General features: G+C 54.8%; 9 protein-coding genes. All 9 read right to left on the bottom strand.

Translation table 11 applies throughout. From position 1 onward, the window contains the following. Nucleotides 1-16: 16 nt before the first annotated feature. Complete coding sequence (locus tag KP808_RS20210; RefSeq protein WP_002554991.1) at nt 17-250, bottom strand: DUF6124 family protein; 234 nt, start codon at nt 248-250, stop codon at nt 17-19. A gap of 568 nt (nt 251-818) precedes the next feature. Beyond that, a complete protein-coding gene (locus KP808_RS20205; RefSeq protein ID WP_230016766.1) occupies nt 819-1,259 on the bottom strand; it encodes a type VI secretion system amidase immunity protein Tai4 in 441 nt (146 codons plus the stop codon). A 28-nt stretch (nt 1,260-1,287) separates the two neighbouring features. Further along, nucleotides 1,288-1,722 carry a type VI secretion system amidase immunity protein Tai4 gene (locus KP808_RS20200; protein WP_005734679.1) on the bottom strand — a complete coding sequence of 145 codons (435 nt, stop codon included), beginning with the start codon at nt 1,720-1,722 and terminating at the stop codon, nt 1,288-1,290. Beyond that, on the bottom strand, nt 1,722-2,222 hold the full coding sequence (locus KP808_RS20195) for a type VI secretion system amidase effector protein Tae4 (protein ID WP_230016765.1): 501 nt from the start codon (nt 2,220-2,222) through the stop codon (nt 1,722-1,724). The genes KP808_RS20200 and KP808_RS20195 overlap by 1 nt, the downstream gene beginning before the upstream one ends. 51 nt (nt 2,223-2,273) lie before the next feature. Beyond that, nucleotides 2,274-2,762: an Hcp family type VI secretion system effector gene (locus tag KP808_RS20190; protein ID WP_230016764.1), complete on the bottom strand. Its 489-nt coding sequence runs from the start codon at nt 2,760-2,762 to the stop codon at nt 2,274-2,276. A gap of 213 nt (nt 2,763-2,975) precedes the next feature. Further along, the gene (locus tag KP808_RS20185) at nt 2,976-5,801 is read right to left on the bottom strand and encodes an RHS repeat-associated core domain-containing protein (RefSeq protein ID WP_230016763.1); all 2,826 of its coding nucleotides are present in this window, start codon (nt 5,799-5,801) and stop codon (nt 2,976-2,978) included. A gap of 134 nt (nt 5,802-5,935) precedes the next feature. Continuing rightward, a complete protein-coding gene (locus tag KP808_RS20180) occupies nt 5,936-8,749 on the bottom strand; it encodes an RHS repeat domain-containing protein (RefSeq protein WP_230016762.1) in 2,814 nt (937 codons plus the stop codon). Beyond that, the gene (locus tag KP808_RS20175) at nt 8,739-13,082 is read right to left on the bottom strand and encodes a SpvB/TcaC N-terminal domain-containing protein (RefSeq protein ID WP_230016761.1); all 4,344 of its coding nucleotides are present in this window, start codon (nt 13,080-13,082) and stop codon (nt 8,739-8,741) included. Before KP808_RS20175 ends, KP808_RS20180 begins: the two co-directional genes overlap by 11 nt. 19 nt (nt 13,083-13,101) lie before the next feature. Continuing rightward, complete coding sequence (locus tag KP808_RS20170; protein WP_230016760.1) at nt 13,102-17,940, bottom strand: Tc toxin subunit A-related protein; 4,839 nt, start codon at nt 17,938-17,940, stop codon at nt 13,102-13,104. Nucleotides 17,941-17,977: the final 37 nt, after the last annotated feature.

The following is a 17,977-nucleotide window of genomic DNA, read 5'->3' as shown; positions in this document are numbered from 1 at the left end:
CCGGGTTGTCATCTGGTCAAACGATGCATTCCAGTGAGCGGTCAACCATGGCTTTGGCCATCTCGGCCATGTGCAATACTGAAAACGCCAGATCACGGCTGGTGCCCTGAGTGCTGTCGCCGGACTCATAGGCCGTCGTGATGATGCAGCGCAGCAGATCCGAAGCGTAGTTGAGCGCTTCTTCCTGGCTGACGGATGCGTTGACGGTGAACAGGGCGGTGGGCGGGTCGGGGACGATTTTATGGGGCATGTTTGCAACTCCAGCAGAACTTGGGGGGAGCCGTCACTAATCGCTACCAAACGATAAGGTGGCGGCCGTGTGCAAGTTGGTAGACCGGCTGCTGGCACCCGGTGCATCCGAAGACGCCATGCGCACGGCCACCATAAAGACGAGACGAGAAGGATCGCCTCGCAGAGGTGGCACATTGCGCCAGCAAAAGCAGGTCTACCAAACCTGATCGCTGATTGGGCAGCGACCGATGAAGGCTAGAGACCTGAACAGCCAAGCGCAAGAGGCCGGGATTTTCTCGGAAATTTCCTTCAAATGGAAGGGAGGTGTCCTGCGGTTAATTCTTACAAGAGTTATCGAAAAAGGTTTTCTGAGGATGTTCGCCGTATAGGCGGGGAAGTGACTGGCGCTGTTTATCAGTATTTCAGCAAGCAATACATCACCGAGGGGAGACGTTAAAAAGCTATCGGATTACATTGAGTCAGTATGATGTGTCTCCGCCCTACAGATAATGTGCGGAGTAGAGTGCTTGCAATGAAAATAGCCTGTGCAGCGTTTGCCGGACAGGCTTGTTGCATGAAGAGAGTAGTTAAGGCTTTTTGATATTCTGCATGTAGGTCTGATTCGGGTGAGTCACGACCTTTTTCGTCAACGCGTCCAGTTCCTTGCTGTGATACATGTCCAGGCATTTCAGCAGGTCGAATTTTATTCCCTTTATCTGGGATTCGGCCAAAGGGTTTGTGTAGTCTCTGGCGAGGTGTTTTTCAACCAATGCCTTGACCGCAAGGGGGCTTTTTTCCATGTCATAGTAGGTCCAGTCACGCATCGCGCTGACACTACTGCCTGCGTCAATGCCGACGTTCACATCATATTTATAAGCGGTGGTTATGCAGGTGGCGAGGGCCATGTCCTTGTAGTTTTTTTCAAAGGTTCTGTACATTCCTTCAGGCGATGAGGTGGGGGTGTAGGCGAAGCTGTTGGATGTTGTTAAGACCAGAGATGCTGTTAGGGCCGTAAGACATGATTTCATTCTACGAACCTCCCTGTGAATATGGATGTTATTTGTAGTCCTGCATGTAGGTGTGTGTTGGATTTACGACAGTTTTTTTTGTCAAGGCATTCAGCTCCTTGCTGTGGTAAAGGTCCAAGCACTTTAAAAGGTCAAATTTCACACCCTTTATCTCGGACTCGGTTAAGGGGTTCGTATAATCTCTGGCCAGATACTTGCTCACGAGCGCTCGAATTTCATCGGGTCCTACTTCCCAGTCGTAATTTGCCCAGTCCTCAATGGCGGTGACGCTACTTCCAGCATCAATTCCGACCTTTACGTCAGAGGCGTAAGCGTTTGCTATACAGGTAGCAAGGACCAGATCCTTGAAGTTTTGTTCATAGCTTCGGTGCATGCCCTCTGGTGATGAGGATTTTGTATGTGCGAAGCTCTCGGTTGCCAAGAGTGCGAGACAGACTGTGATGGCTGTGACAATGAGCTTCATTAAACTAAGCTCCAGAAATTTGCCATATCCGTACGGTAGTTAACGTCGGGCTCGTTAAAGTAGCAATGGTCATAGCAAATGTCACCGTCAAATAACGTTGCATGGCCTTTTGCGTCTGTCCAACCCGATATTTCAAATAATATAACTCCTTTTTTTCTTGCAAGCGCTCCGCCGTCAGAGGGCGGGTATTTGACGACCTCAGGCTTGCCCCAGTGCGTTTCCAAAAAGCTTTTCAGGTTCGATACACGGAAAAAGTACTGATGCTGATCTGCGCCAGAGACTGTCTGTTTAGCTATCTTAGGTATTTTCAATCCTGAGTAGTTCAGGATGTAACTTAATCGCACAGCACAGGTGTTCCTCCACTTTGTCGAAGGATCAGGATTATTTATATTCTGCGCCACAAACCCTCCAATCACCTCTGCCACTCGTTTTTCCGGTGCCACCGGATCATAAATATGTTGCGAAGCCGCCCAGGCGGCAGTAAAAAATGGCCGTGCCATAGTCTTTCCCTGATCGTTCTGTAAGGTTCAATGCATGAGCGTTCAAAAAAATCAGGAATAGACCTTGTTGTTAATACGGTTCCAGCCCCCCGAAACATTTCCTCCACCGGCACCATCCGATCTTTTTTGCTGTGTGTAGGTGGTTTTTATTTTTCCGTAATTTAAACTGACCGTTTCACTGGGTATGCCATCATTGGCATGCTGGGTGTAGTTGGAAATGATGACTTCTTCCAGCAGCACTTCAAAGTATTTGACCTTTTCTCCGCCTGCACGATGCAGTGACAAAACAACTTCTTTCAGGTGTCTGCCTGCGCACAAGGTTTCAATGAGCTTGCAGCTCGATTTGTCCAGTGATTTGGTGAACGAGAAATCACTCAAGGAAGTCCTTCCGGACGATGCACCACCGGAAGAACTCGCCGTGGCGGAAGTACTTTGATGCATGCCGAAGCCATACCCGGTGATCTCGATACAGTCCTTGTAGCGGTCATCCAGCGCTTCGCCTGGAATGCCTTCGATTTTGATGTACGCATCAAATGCCATGTTTCAAATCTCCACGTTTGATCGGTTTACGTTGCATACAGGTATCCATATGTTTCAGCAGCGTAATCTTTATTTTTATCGAATGTGGGATCAGCATCCCTTTGGTGTTGACTGAAATGTCTCTAATTTTTGTGGGAAATATAGTACAGATTAAAATGCCTTGGCTTCATTGCCTTGCTCAACGCATTGTGTAGTATCACGTTTCAAGTTTTATTATATTGAGGTTTTTCTGCCCGGGCGAACATTTGCCCAGCGGCCTTCACCATTTAGTCCGTGCCTAAGGTTTCGAAAAAAAATCGCGGACAGTGATCGTTGTTCCAGTTGCGTATTATTTGTGTAAGGTGTCTCACGGTAGAAAAACTTATCATGAGGTACGGCGTATGCTTTATTTTCTTCCGCTGTTGCAGGAAGGAAGTTACGGATCAATGAGGGGCCGGTCATGTGCATGGTTAACTTCAGTCGGCTGAATAGTCCTTCGCCCGGGGTACTGCGTTTCTTTTCCCACCCGTAATTTTCATTGTCATCCATCATTCCAGGGCTTCTTGTGTAAAGGTCAACAATGGTGTCCATTATTTCGCCAGCAATTTTGCCTCGGGGTGCAGAGGCGAGTATGGCGTTAGACGTCAATCCGTTTTCAATGTGTACAAGAAATCCATGGGGTGCATCGAGGCTCCCGAGCGGCTGTCCGACCGCGACATCCGCGTCCATGTACAGGCCGCCCTCCATGTAAGTTGAGGCCAGCTCTATTACATCGCTGGCTGCAGCGTAATTCTTATAAGGTCCATTTGTCTCGCGGCTATAAATCGCTTCGAGTTTCTGTGCGTTTGGGTAGGCCTGGCCCAGTGAGCTGAATAGCTTTTCAGGATTGCGCTGTATTAGCGAATCGCCATGCGCCAATGCCAGATGGCGTTCGGCAGGGTCGTTGCTTTCACTCATTACAGCCAATGGGGTTAGCAGGTGCTTTACCTTGGATGTCCACACATTGACTTGGTAGTCGGGATTTATTTCTTTAAAAAGCAGCATGTTCTGCAGGTGTGGTATTGGAATATCGCCACCTTCCCAGTAAAAATGTGCGTTAAGGGGTATGGCTACGTTACCTTTCAGGTCAACATGATTAAGAGGATTGTTTTTTAGCATTTTATACAGATTAAGGTCAGTATCCTCGCCGGATATATCCGGACTTATCCACCGCTGCAACCACGGCGCGTAATACCTGAACCCATAGTAATAAAGCCCGCTGGCATCGCGCTCCTTGCCTGAATAACGCACGGTTTTGTACTTGGCTTCCACTGCACTGCGCGCCGCCCACCAGGCCGTACCGCCAAAGGGGTAATAACTTTCCTGGCTGATCAGGCCACCTTGTTGATCCAGTTCCAGCGTGCTCGAGCCCAGATGATCACTCAGGCTGTAACGCACCTGATCGTTCGCAATAGTGCCCGGTTTTCCAGCCTCCCAGTGCAACACCTGCACGCGGTTACGACCCGACTGAGCCGTGACGACATTAAGGATTTCGCCATCGGCTGTGGTGCGAATTTCCAGTCCCGGCACGTAGCGCACTTCGTTGACGAGGGTACGCCCCGATGCCTGCGCACGCGTGATCTTGCGGCAGCGCTGACCCTGGCCGTCATAGACATAGCGCTCTTCATCATTCGGTGCGCTTTTACGCTGCAGCAGGGTGACCAGGGCAAGTTGATTACGCACATCCCAGCGCATGGCCTGCCCGCGCACCAACTGCAGCAGATTGCCGTTGGCGTCAAAGCTCGTGACGAAATCCACTTCCCCGTCATCATCTGGCAGGCTGCGATTGCTGTCGGGAGCAACGTGCATGTTGCGGGTGAAGTTGTGTGCGCCCTCGTGGCGCATTTGCAGCAGATTGCCCGCAGCGTCGTAGCTGTAACGCTGTTTGTAGTTGCTGACCTGGCAGGGATCAATGGTGGGCAAAGGTTGCAGGCCGGGCATTTCAGGGCCATGACTGGCGCCGTTTCTGACCTCCCGGCCAGTGGCTTCAATCAACTGATACAGCGTGTCGTAACGGTAATGGCTGATCGGTTCGATAAGCTGGTTGTTGCAATACCGGTCTGGTTGAGAAGTATCGTTGACGAGCAGGATATTGCCCACCGGGTCATAGCTGTAATCGAGTTGCTGCAGCAGCGTGCCGTCAGCAGAGATCGCGCTTAGCCCGGTCAGCCGGCCGTCCTGCTGATCATAGGAGTAAAGGCTGACTACGCCATTGCCCGCTGTTTCCTGTTCGACCTGATTGAGCGCGTTGTAACGGGTATCCGCAAGCAATGCCTGCGGCTGGGAAATGCCCGCCTGCGTCAGGCCCAGGGTCTTCGATTGCCCGGCGACGGTCTGGCCGAACACCTGTCGGTTACCCATGGCATCGGCCTGCTCGATGGCTTCGCCCAGTGCATTGAATCTCCACCGACTTTGCAACGGAGCCGGCTCAAGCAAGGCATCGCGCTCGGCTTCGGCGACCGGCCAGTCCGGCACGTCGAGCGACAAAAGGAATTGCCGCGCCTCGGTCAGCAACGCCCCCTGCAATGCGTAGTCCGGGAAAAAACGTGTGCCTGCCGTATCGTCATGTCGGACGAGTTGATTGCATTGGTTATGCCCGAACGTTACGTCCATGTTGCCATAACTAAAGCGCTCAACGATCCGACCTTGTTCAATGATGGCCAAGGGACGCAACATAACGTCGTACTCAATATTTCGCTCACTGCCACGGCCGTCCCAGCTCGCCAGTCTTTGACCTGCTTCGCCCGCCAGGACAAGCTGCCAGCCAGCATCGACGCTGTTGGTCAGCAAAGAAAGGCCGGAAAGCGAATGTAGTGTGCTGATAGTGGGCAACGCATCGCTGCTCAGGCGTGGGTCTCGCTGAGCGATGATACGTCCCGCCACATCGTATGTCTGATGGGTCACGCGCTCATCGGCGGGTTGGCTTGAATCCTGTCGTAGAAAGGCGATGCCACGCACGGTGAGCGATCGTGGGTCGGTCACTGCCAGCGTTGGTGTGTGGGCATGCATAGCTCTGTTCATGACGAAACGTCCTTTTATGGGCCTGGCGTTAGCCAAGAGAGGCTTTCCATGCAGCGTGTGTCGCTATTCCATGCGATAAAATTTTTGGCGAATCACAACTTTACCCTTTCCTGGAGAGTGTGAGACTGGCGGCATCATCCAATTGAAAAACGTCGTTGAGTCGCATGTTTTTGTTCCGCATGGGACGCAAGATCCAATGCGGAAATTGCTGAAGGGCTAGCGTTACGTGCTGTGAGCCTGGCCATAGGTCCATTGAACTGCTGATTGATAACCGAGACCAGCAGAGAGATGGAGTCAGCGTTATTCAAAATGGCTTGCGCACGTGCTAAAGGGGTTTCTTCAAAAGCGCTACGATTAACGTCTACAGCGTCCGGCCCGTCCCAGACAAAACCTTCATAGCGCTTCTGAAGCCTTTGTACGGTAGCCAGAATATCAAGACGGCCGCTGTAAGATTGCGCGCCTGAGGTGCCTTCATCGGTCGTGCCCGGTACATTCATGTACCAACTATCTTGCGTAAGCAGGTGCATGTGGGATGCCTCATGAATAATGTTCCAGGCGACCATGTGAGGATGTTCATGTACAACACTGTCTCTAATGAATAAATGATGCTCTGCGTCCTCAGGATATTGCCATGCCACCGCTTTACTGTTTCGAGACCCGCCAACCCCCACGATTTTTGTACCGTCATACTGTTGAATGAACGACGTCAGCTTTCCAATACTTGAACTCAGCATGTAGAGTATTTTCGAGTCCGTATCAGGGTTGGCCTCGGCCGGGATTCTAAAGTGCCCGAGTACAGTCTCCCTTTCTTGAAGGTCCGCAAATGGAGACAGGATCTGGTTTGTTTTTTGACGAGCGAACGCGAGACTTTTTTGACTGGATGACAAGGCCACCGCGAGTGTGCCGCCAAAAACAGGGTTAAAACGAGTAATGTCTGCGAGACCCCTCGCCTGAACAGGATCACCCTGTTCCTTTGATTTATTAAGTACTTCAGAGAAGTTGAAAGGGCTCAAGCCTGTTCGATCTACCAACGTAGTGGGCGTGTTTCTTAAAAAGCAAAACAGATTCAACACATCCACATCCCCCGCCGGGTCCGGGTTTATCCAGCGTTGCAACCACGGCGCGTAATACCTGAACCCATAATAATAAAGCCCGCTGGCATCGCGTTCCTTGCCCGAGTACCGAACTGTTTTGTACTTGGCTTCTACCGCACTGCGAGCCGCCCACCAAGCCGTACTGCCGAACGGATAATAACTTTCCTGGCTGATCAGACCGCCTTGCTGATCAAGCTCCAGCGTGCTCGATCCCAAGTGATCACCCAGGCTGTAACGCACCTGATCGTTCGCAATGCCGTCCGGTTTACCGGCTTCCCAGTGCAATACCCGCACGCTGTTACGACCCGCCTGAGCGGTGATGACATGGAGGGTTTCGCCATCAGCCGTTGTGCGAATTTCCAGTCCCGGCAGGTAACGCACTTCGTCAGTCAGCGTGCGACCTGATGCCTGCGCAGTGCTGATTTTTCGGCAGCGTAGACCCTGGCCGTCATAGACATAGCGCTCGTCATCATTCGGTCCGTCCTTACGTTGCACAGTGGTGATGTGCTGCAACTGATTACGCACATCCCAGCCCATGGCCTGCCCGCGTACCAGTTGCAGCAGGTTGCCGTTGGCGTCAAAGCGCGTGGCGAAATCCACGTCCCCGTCATCGTCGGGCAGGCTGCGATTGCTGTCCGGTGCGACGTGCATGATACGAGTGAAGTTGTGCGCGCCTTCGTGACGCATTTGCAGCAGATTGCCCGCTGCATCGTAGCTGTAACGCTGTTTGTAGTTGCTGACCTGACAGGGATTAAGCGTCGAAACGGGTTGTAAACCGGGCAGCGCCGGACCATGGCTTGCCCCGTTTCTGACCTCCCGGCCTGTGGCTTCGATCAACTGGTACAACGTGTCGTAACGGTAACGGCTGATCGGTTCGATAAGCTGGTTGTCGCAATACCGGTCTGGTTGGGACGCATCGGTGACGAGCAGGATATTGCCCACCGGGTCATAGCTGTAATCGAGTTGCTGCAGCAACGTGCCGTCAGCAGAGGTCGCGCTCAGCCCGGTCAGCCTGCCGTCCTGCTGATCATAGGAATAAAGGCTGGCGACGCCATTGCCTGCTGTTTCCTGTTCAACCTGATTGAAGGCGTTGTAGTGAATGGCACTGACCAGTGTCTGCGAGTGCGTGCTGCCGTTCAGCATCAGATCTGTGCTGTTCGACTGTCCGGCTACGTTATAAGCGGAGAGTTGGGTATTACCCTTGGCGTCGGTCTGCGCAAGCGCTTCGCCCTGTGCGTTGAACGCCCAACGGGTCTGTAGTCCGACCGGCTCCAGCAGCGCATCGCGATCACGCTCGGCCGGTAGCCAGTCCGGTCCTTCGGCGACGAGCAGGAAATGTCGTATATCGCTGAGTACCGAGCCATTCAGGCTGTAATCCTGCAGCAAGCGCGAGCCCGCCGTATCGTCATGGCGAATCAATTGATTGCATTGGTTGTGTGCCGCTGCATCTGCCTGGCCGTAGGTGAACCGCTCCACGCACCGATGCTGTTCGATGATCCTCGTCGGGCGTAGCAGCTGGTCGTACTCGAGCTGCCGCTCGGTGCCACGACCGTCCCAGCCGCCCAAAACCTGGCCCGCCTCGCCGAATAACATCAGTCGCCAGCCGGCATCGACACTCTCGGTGGCCAACGCGTTGCCGCCAAGGCTGTAGACAGTGCTCCGGTTGGCGTTGGCGAGGCGTGGATCAGTGGCGGCAATCATCCTGCCTGCCGGGTCGAAACGCTGCCTGGTAACTCTGATTGCTGCCGCTTGCGTGGCTTCGGCTCGATGTAAAAGGACTTGGCGCACGACCAGCCCACGAACCTCGGAAACGATCAATTCCGGCGTACGTGCATTTACCGCGCTACTGACCATGCCCGGCCGCCTTTCTTGCTGCCAGCACTTCCTCGGCCGTATCGTTTTCGTCCTCACTGATGGTGTACCAGACACGATAGGTCTGCCGGCGCATCCAGCCTTTGGCGGTAATGGTGATGGTCGGACGCCCCAGCGGGTCGTAGAACTGTTTGTCGACGATGTTTTGTGAGCGTATCGATGCGTCGTTCACATACCGATGACTGTTGGCGAAATATGGCCGGTAAACCCGCACTGCCAGGCCTTTATTGTTGTATTCCACCCGTTCACTGACACGCCAGCGCGGCGATGCATGGACAATTTTCGGTTGACCGTCGACCAGTTCGAGATTGCCCCAGTTATCGACAGAATAGGCGTCGCCGTCTTCCACTTTTTGGCGGGTTTGCAGGGTGCGACCGAAGCCGTCTATCGACGCCATGCTGATGCGGATTTGTGCGTCCTTATCTTCCGGGTAGCGGTCTGCAACCAAGGCAGCGGTTGCCAGCGGGATGTGAACCAGCCCCAGCGCCGTATTGCCATCGTAATAGAGCGCGCTGGCTTGTCTGTCCAGAGCGTATTCGGGTTGCAGCGCTATCTCGCTGGCCGAAGCCCAGTAATGTACGGTGCGATTGAGTGGAGGAAAGCCGACCGCCTCACCCAGTTCCGTGCCGTAAAAGCTGGTTGTCCATACCCTGCCGAAGGCGTCGTAATCGGCTTCCCGACTGTTTTGATTGGGGTCGATGATTCGTCTTGGTTGCAGCACACGATAATCATATTCAGCAGTGGTGACGCAGCCTGCCGGGTCGGTGATGCGAGTTGCGAACAGATCGTAGGCGTCGTATTCGACGAGACTCCAGCCATGACTGCGTGTAGGCCTGAACGTAGTGGGGTGAAAGAAGTGCTCTGGACCGGCGTAAATGGCAAAGCCGCGTTTTACCGACCACAGGTTCAAGCTGTCCGTCGGCAGAAAACTCGGCATTTGCTGATAGCCGATCTCGACGAGTTTTTTGGCCAGAGTGGCGCTGTCCATGACTCGCTCGTAGGCGCTCAGTGCGTGATCATCCAGTTCAGCCGTTTCAACGGCGTCAGCCAGCGCCTCAAAGGTCGCCTCGCCATCGCTGCAACCGATATAGCGTTGCACTGACAGGCTGGTGAGCGTACGTGGCAACGCTGCGAATGGACCGGACGGATCGACGAATTGCTCGTAGCTGATCTGCGCAGGCGTCAAGGCGCTTGCCGCAATGAGCATGGCATCGCCGCGTATGCGGTAAGGCAGCCCCAGACGCCAGCTCTGCGGGCTGTCCAGGTGAATGGCTTCGGCGCGCATTTCATTCACGTAAAACTGTTGCTGGGCCTCGTCGTGTGATGCTTCCCACCATTGTTGCTGGTGAGGGTCCGCAAAGGGTGGTGCGTCCCCCGGTTTCTTGCGCCGCGCACAGTTGAAGCTGGCTGAGTGGAGCGTCGAACCGTAGCGGTCCCACGCCAGATTCAGGCTGTGTTCGCACATCGGATCGTCCAGTTCGTCGGCCTCGTAACGATAGGTGATGACTTCCAGACTGAGCGGCAGCATCGACGCGTAGGGTCGATGCGTGCTCAGTGCTTGCAGTTGGCGAACCAGATAGCGGTTTGATCGGGTCGAGTACAGCACTGTGGTTTTTTGACTGGCATCGAGCCCGAGGACTTCGTTGCGCAGTACAGAGCCGCTCAGCGCTCGTGCCATTTCCTGCAAGGTCGCGTCATCTGCGTCTGTGACGGGCAAATCGGTTCCGGTTGTTGGGTCGAGTCGGGACAACACATGCTCGCCGGGCAAGCGAGCAGCGAGGTCGCTGCGGTCATAGTCGGTGCAGGGTCTGGCAGGGTAGCGTCCTGTGTGGAACCAGGTCTTGTTCAATACCGGAGCGGTAAAATCCTCCTGATTCTGCGACGCCGTTTCGGTGTCGGTCTGCAGGAGCAGGCCGAAGCCGCGAAATTCACGTTCCCGAGGGTCATAGAAACCCTGCCGATAGCGGAACAGCTGGGTGAGCGTATTGCCAGTGACATTGTCCTGCATGGTTTGCCTGACAACCACATGAACCGGGAACGGCAATTCCGAGACAGCAACGCTGCCAGCGGCCCGCAGCTCGTTTTTTTCGTCCAGCCATTCCTGCGCCGAACTGCGATAGCTGACTTCTCCGGCAGCACCGAGGTTGTTGTCCGAGGCCTTCAGCAAATAAGGTTTGCGGACCGTGCCTGCCCGGTCGGCCGCGTAATAAAGGCTCCAGTGCCGGGGCGTCATGTGCGGTACGGTGAGTATCAGGCTAGAGAAACCCAGGCCCAGCAGGTCGACCGCACTGAACTGGCAGAGCCGGTCATAACGCACACCCTCCGGCCACAGCTGATCGAAGGCCGCAGCCAGGCCGTTCCCGCCCTGGTTCATGAAGACCTGAAAGCAATCGGTTTGCAGGTACAGCACGTCACTGGCACCTGAGCCATCCAGGTCGGCCAGCCGTACCCTGCTGGAATCGAAGCTTTCGTAGGTGTAAGGCAGGCTGGCGAAGAGCTGCCCTTTGCCGAATTGGCCACGCCCCAGGTTCGGCCAGACGCGGATTTCGTTGTGCCGGATCCGGATCAGGTGTTGTTGCCCTGTGCCCAGCAGGTCGCTGAACGCTACCAGTTCAGTGGGACTGTCGCTGAGCAATGGCAGGCGATCCTCGTCGTGAGGAATGTCCATTGCTGCGGCGAACCCATCGGCTCGACGGTTGGCATACAGGCGAACGCTGCGTGGGCCGATCAGGGCCAGATCGGACAGCCCGTCGCCAACCAGATCCGCCATCTGCCCTTGCGGGTGGAAAAACTCTGCAGGAAAAGCCGAGAACGTTGCGTAGTTCGACCAGCTTCGGTCAGGGTTGAGCGTGAAGAATCCGGCCATTCCCGGCTGGGCGACTACCCAGTCCAGCCGCCCGTCGCCAGTCAGATCTGTGAGGGTCTGACGAACCGGTGTGGCTGAATCAGCCGTCGGTATGCGGGGTAGCAATTCACAGGCTCCGTAGGCAACGGCGTCCGCTGCGCCAGCGGTATCACGGATCGGTTCGCGATATAGCCATGCCTTGTCGTCTCGATACAGAATGCCGGGCAAGCCGTCGCCGTAGAGGTCAACCAACTGGTATTGCTGGCCGTCATTCAGGCCGGCCATGGGCTCCAGCGGCGTATAGATGCCCCACTCAAGAGTGAAGTCGGTGTATTGAAACTGCACAGGGGGTTGTTGATCGACTCGCCGCCAGTCAGTGCCATCCCAGGCTTCTGAATGCGCCGCGCTCAGCAGGCTGTAGCCGAGCGCTGTCTGAAGGTGCTCCAGCAGCAGCCGTCGGTTCAGCAGCGGTGCTTCTCCGAGCTCGTTCGGGAAGTGATGGAACATCAGAACCTGCCGACACAGGCGCAGATTACCCAGCTCAAAACCATAGGCGAAACTTGAATGCGGATCACTGCGCACGGGCCAGGTAAATTGCTCGTCATATTCGGGGGGCGGGTCACTGCGGGTGTCGCGCTGGTCATAGTCGAATATCAGGTCGAAGTGCCACAGCAAACTATCCAGCGAACCTTCTTCCCACAGGTAAAGCACAGGATGTGCCTTGGCATTGCCGTAGCGAACCCTGCTCAGGTAGCGCTGGGCGCGGAAGTTTCTCGGGTGATTCTCTGGCAGGCCCTGATGGTCTTCGGGCTTGTATTCATAGAGGATGTGCTCGCCGACGGCATTCATGCTTTCATCCAGCAACCATTCGGCAACCCGGTTCATGTCTGCCGGGTCGGCAATACGCGACGAGGTCTTCCTGCCATAGAGGTTCAGGCTGCCGTCGGCGTCGTGAATCAGCCAGAAGCCGGGATCTGTGTTGTCCACGCGCCAATGCTCAATGCGCGCAAAGGCCCCTTCGACTCTGTTGAAGTAACGCACCACCTGATAAGTCGCCGTCAAATCATGACCGTTGTAGCTGCTGACCTGAGTCGAGACAAGCGCGCCGCTGTCGTCGCGTTCCGGCAGGCAGACATCGCCTCCGGGGCCGAAAATAAGATCATCGTCGTTGTAGCCCGGTACGCCCTTGCTGGCACGACGCGCGACTTTACCGATGTTCAGGTTCCAGCCAAGCCCGAACACGCCGTTACCAGAGGTGCTTTGATAACTCAGCGACAGGGCTGGCGCGTAGCCGCGTCCAAGGCTGATAGGCAGAGCGATTTCCAGTGACGCCGCGCCACTGGTACCCACGGATCCCCAGCCCTTGCCGATGCTTTGAATCGCGCCACCGCCTTTGGGTAATGACGGAGTGGCAACAGTCGGTTGCAGGGACGGCGGCGATTGATTCTGCGATTGCGATTGAGCTTCCATGGCCCTTGCTCCCTGTCGGTTAACGACTTTTCGCCGTGTAGCGCATGTGCACGATGATGTCAGTGATCGAGTCGATCATGTCGCGCTGCGATGCGGGGTTGGAAAAGCTCAGGGCCCAGCGAGAGATCGCACCGGTGCCCTCAAATGGCAGATAGCGCTCATCGTCAAAGTTGAAAACGAACAGTCCGTCATCGTCCACGCCGGTGGACAAGGCGATCTGCTGGCTGGCGCGCATGTTTTCCTTGAGCACCCCGTCAGCCTGAGCGTCCATCTGTACTGCGCTGTACGACTGGGTCAGCGTGGCGCGGATATCTTGATACGGCCCGACCGTGACCGGCAACGAAACGCTGATACGTTTGATGCGGCGCAGGTAGTGGTCCGGGTAATCCTCGTCAAGCATGGCTCGAGTGATTTCGAACTCGGCAATCCCTTTTTCCGCCAGGCGTTTGACCACTGCATCCCAGCCGTGATTCATCCCGGCATCATCCCCCTCGGTTATCGGCAGCTGGTGTACCGAAACCGTCTTGACGATCTCCATTTTGCGTTCGTTGCGGGTCACGTAAGCGGCATCCATGCGTAGCAGATTCAGTTTCAGGGCCTCGCCAGCAGTCAGGCCCCGCCAGGCATCCTTCCAGGCCGCGGGCTGGATGAAGGAGGCCGAGTAGTCGGCAATTTCATACTGCCAGCAGGCTTGCGTCGCCAGGCACAGTGAGAACGTGGCGTCATAGGCCTGGTAGTAGAAGGTCGAGAACTGCCCATTGAGCCATTGATACAGCTGGCTGTTGGTGAAGCGCTTGTTGAGAAATGCATAGACGGTCTCGGCCTGCTTTTTAGCATCCTCAGCCTGACGCAACTGTAACGCTGTGGCGCGGGTCTGGGCGTCGTGAACGGCGAGTTGCAGAGTGATCTGTTCGGACTCAAGCAGTGCCTGATCCCGTGCGTGTTCCCATTCCTGAAGACGACGACGGAAGCCCTCCGTACGCTCAAGCGCGTAGCCGATGGATGCAGAAAGTGTGGCCCTTGCTTGCGCGGCAATGGCGACCATCTCCGGCACACCTTCCAGACGAAAACCGCCGACAGCTCCACCCGCCGCAGCGCCGACAGCCATGCCGCCTGTAGCCCCGGCATGAAAACCTGCGTGGTTGGGCACTACCTTAAGGGCCGATGCTGCAGCATTAGCGGTTGATCCGACACCTTCGGCAACCCTTGCCGCAAGCTGCGCGCTGGCCGCTGCGACTTCGCCGGGGCTGACGTTCTCTTCCGCCAGTTGCGCGTAAAAACGGGTTCTTGCATCAACCACCGCCTTGCTGGCTTCCAGTGCCTTGCGTGTCTGAACTTCGATTTTCTGTGCTTCGAGCTGCAGATCGATAGCGTACTGGGCGAACTCCCAGACTTGCTGCTGTTGCAGCTCCATAAGCTGCCCTTGTTCCTTACGCTCGATGACCGACAGCAGCGTGAAGCCGAACTGGGTCAAGGTCTCGACGGCGGCGCAGGCTTTGGCAAACATGACCGGGTAGCGATAGTGCGGCGTTTCCTGCGCCAGCAGGCTGCCCGCACCGCCTTCGGTTGCGCCACTGGCATAGGCTGCGAGCAAGGCCCGTGGGTCCAGTGGCGCTGCAAACAGCGGTAACGACAAAGGCTTGCCGTCCAGGGTCAGGTTGTGGCGCAGGTTGTACAGACGCGTCTCAAGCATGTCCCAGTATTTGACCAGTTCTGAATTGATCGGAAGGATAAAATGTTCGTTGTCCTCTTCGGCCAGTGTCGGGTCGCTGCCGAAGGTGCTCAGGCGAAGGGGAGGCGGGCTGAATTTGACCGTTGCCTTGCCGTCTTTGGCGGTGGCGCTGGTACGTACCTGTTGTTCCTGCTTGACGAACTGCTGCTCGAAAGCTCGTAGCCCCGGGCTTGTAGATGCTGCAAGATCGCCCAGTGCAATGGGCGTCCACTGGCTGGTCAGTTTCATATCCGGGCGCGGCCCCAGCAGATCGAGAATACGCACGTACCAGAGCTTGGCCTCGCCGAGGCTGTCGGGGGTCAGTTGCCGGTAGGCCATGTCGCCCCGGTCAATCAGGTTCTTGATGTAATGGAAATACACCGCTTTCTGGTAGCGCACCGGATCGCTGGCGGCGATGCCATCCGGGTCAATGGGCGAGCGCAGAAAGTAATCCGGGTCTGGCTCTTCCACCAATGGCCGCACGTTCCAGTAAGCAGGTGCATTGCCGATCTTCTTGCGACCCGGATCGAAGATGAAACCGAGCCAGCGTTCTGCATCGGAGAAGCGCTGTTCCAGATTGAGTCGATGAGAAATCATGAACGGCAGGTGCAGAAACAGTTCCCAGAAGTACAGACCGTTGGCACCTTTGAAGTCCATCAGGTCAGGGATGTTGTCCTCATCGATAGGCGGCTCCTGCAACTGTTGGGTGTCCCAGGACAATAACGCTTCAAGTGCGATGTTGGCCTTGTTGATCAGCTCGCGGGCGAACAGGGTGTTCATGCGGATAGGGTCACGTTTATCGGTCGAGTCGTCGCTGAACAGGATGCTTGAGCTCGAGAAATCAATGTATTCCGCGATGCCTAAAAGCTGATCGACGCGCTTGCTGATTTTTGGCGCTATGGGATCTGTCCCGTCACTGGCTGCGAAGGCAAGTTCGATTTCTGTGGATTTAAGTGCATTACCGATAGTGTCGCCTGATGTGGCGTCCAATACGGCCACACCGTGCGTAATGTAGAAATTCTTTTTTTCTGGAACGAAAGCTGTGTCTTTCAGGTAGGGCAGCAACGTGGTTTTGTCGAATGGAAGAGTGACAGTATAAAGCGCGGGCGCACTTACACGCTCGGCAGGGGAACCGATTTCAAGATCGAGTTGGTTGTTGGAATAGGGGCTGCTCATGCTGGAAGGGTATCTGACGACTTGCCGGTAAATGACTTTTTGCTCTCCAGTACCTTCGAGTGTAACAAGCGGCCCTGCCACAATGGCTGTTCCTGAAAAAACGGCAGAGCCACTTCTAAGTGACGCTGTTTTGTTTAGCTCTTCTACAATGGCTGCATTTATATAACCTCCGCTAAGGCTGATGGGGGCGGAGTTCGATGCAGGCGCGTAAAAGAGAAAGTTATTAAAGTCATGGTTTGATAGAAAATTTTTAAGTTCTGGGGCAGCGGCCCCATTGACATCTGATAGGCTGAATATGCCAAGGGCTTCAGTGGCTATAATCAGGGTTGTGGAAAATGTTGAGTCGTTCAAGAGCGCCCAATGATGTTCGTCGTAGGGTTTTGCATATAGGTCGAGGAGTACATATTTTTCCAGGCGCCAGTAAGTAATTCGCATGTGTACGCTGGGGGCGTGAATGGCGTCTATATCGGATGTGATATGTGTCGTTATTGTGATAGTCGAGCTTTTTTCGTCAACGACCGGGGCGGCAATTAATTGCATTTCACCTATTTTTTTTTGCAGGTTGTTGTAGTTCCAAGCGGGTTCGTCGTCATGGGCGGATTGTGTTTTAACCTTCAGTACCGTTATTACCACTCTCCAGGTAAACTGAAAATTCTCCTTGTTTTTAAGTGCAAATGCCCAGCACGTTTTTCGCACTCTTGGTTGCTGAAGTTCTGGGTCATCATCATAGGCCATCGCTTCAACATGATTGTCCACGGGGAACGCTTGCCTCTTATTGAAATTTTTGTCGATAAATGCGGTGTGAAGGAACGTGTAGGTTGAACTCGATCCGTCAGCATCACCCTCAACCAGCGTCTCTCCCGCATACATGGCGATAAATAACGACTCCGGTGATGCGGAGACATCGTAAATAGCAATAGTGTTCAGGTCTCTTTCCAGATTGACTGGCTTATCTGCACGGGTGAATGCATTGGGTGTGGTCACGTCCATATAGATTTGCGGCGCGCTCCAGGAATCGTCATATTTCTTGTAAGAAATATTAAGTACCAGCCGCACGTTTGGTGTGATCACAGTGACAGGCGCTATGGACGGCGGCGGATTGACAGGGAAGCCGCCATCTATATCGGCTTCTATCGTGCCGTCAGGCAGCGTAACTTCCACCTCCTCGGTAACATGAATCAAGTCCACCCACGTTACAAACAGTCGATTGTTGAAAAACACCGGGCGGATGGTTCTTTCCAGTGTATTGGCATTGATACCGATCTCGGCCCGGTTCCAGTCCGACCAGGCGCCCGGCGTGGGATTATCGTATTTCGGCCCTTCAGTCCCTTCTTTGTAGGCGCGCTCATTCATGTCTACCGTGCGCCAGTAGTAAATATTCTCGGCTCGCGACTTGCCGATAAAGTAATATTTGCCTTCTGCAAATCGGTCGCTGTCGATGTAGCCATTGATAATGGTCAGGTTGGCGACCTCTTCAAAACTGGCAAGGTAGGACTTCACTGCTTCCTGGGTGGTGTCAATATTGATCCTGTTTTGATTGATGTCGTTTTCAAGTTGCGCGAAGTAGCTGGACTTTTTCAGCCGTAGTGCCGGAGAAATATAGATTTCCGGGTACAGCGCCAATTGCATATTGGCGGCCCAGATCGGGTATTGACTGCTGCGGTCGCGCCATTCGACAAACCGTGCCTCGGTAGGCAGCAGGGTGTCGTAGCCCGGCTCCATGCCCAGCAAGGTGCCATTGATGAGTTGTTGCAGGCTGCTGATTACTGATGCGACATGGCTGGTCTGGACCTCATTGCCGACCTGATTGTCGAGCAGGAAAAACTCATACAGGTCATTGGCCGTTTTCAAACGCTGGTCCAGGCCCAGGCGACTGAGCAGTGGAGAGTTGGGTACAACTTCACTCAGGTAATAAGCCACCAGCGCATCACGAAAGGATTCGTTGATCCGGCTTTCCACGGTATTGGACATGATCAGGCCTCCATGGCATTGAACAGGTTAAGTGCAG

It is taken from the genome of Pseudomonas savastanoi (genome assembly GCF_020917325.1).
GTDB lineage: Bacteria > Pseudomonadota > Gammaproteobacteria > Pseudomonadales > Pseudomonadaceae > Aquipseudomonas > Aquipseudomonas amygdali.
This window is presented reverse-complemented; position numbering and strand designations above follow the sequence as displayed.

Excerpts from the sequence above, each read along its gene's own strand:
- KP808_RS20210 (WP_002554991.1), bottom strand. The coding sequence starts at position 250 with ATGCCCCATAAAATCGTCCCCGACCCGCCCACCGCCCTGTTCACCGTC.
- KP808_RS20205 (WP_230016766.1), bottom strand. The coding sequence starts at position 1,259 with ATGAAATCATGTCTTACGGCCCTAACAGCATCTCTGGTCTTAACAACA.
- KP808_RS20200 (WP_005734679.1), bottom strand. The coding sequence starts at position 1,722 with ATGAAGCTCATTGTCACAGCCATCACAGTCTGTCTCGCACTCTTGGCA.
- KP808_RS20195 (WP_230016765.1), bottom strand. The coding sequence starts at position 2,222 with ATGGCACGGCCATTTTTTACTGCCGCCTGGGCGGCTTCGCAACATATT.
- KP808_RS20190 (WP_230016764.1), bottom strand. The coding sequence starts at position 2,762 with ATGGCATTTGATGCGTACATCAAAATCGAAGGCATTCCAGGCGAAGCG.
- KP808_RS20185 (WP_230016763.1), bottom strand. The coding sequence starts at position 5,801 with ATGAACAGAGCTATGCATGCCCACACACCAACGCTGGCAGTGACCGAC.
- KP808_RS20180 (WP_230016762.1), bottom strand. The coding sequence starts at position 8,749 with ATGGTCAGTAGCGCGGTAAATGCACGTACGCCGGAATTGATCGTTTCC.
- KP808_RS20175 (WP_230016761.1), bottom strand. The coding sequence starts at position 13,082 with ATGGAAGCTCAATCGCAATCGCAGAATCAATCGCCGCCGTCCCTGCAA.
- KP808_RS20170 (WP_230016760.1), bottom strand. The coding sequence starts at position 17,940 with ATGTCCAATACCGTGGAAAGCCGGATCAACGAATCCTTTCGTGATGCG.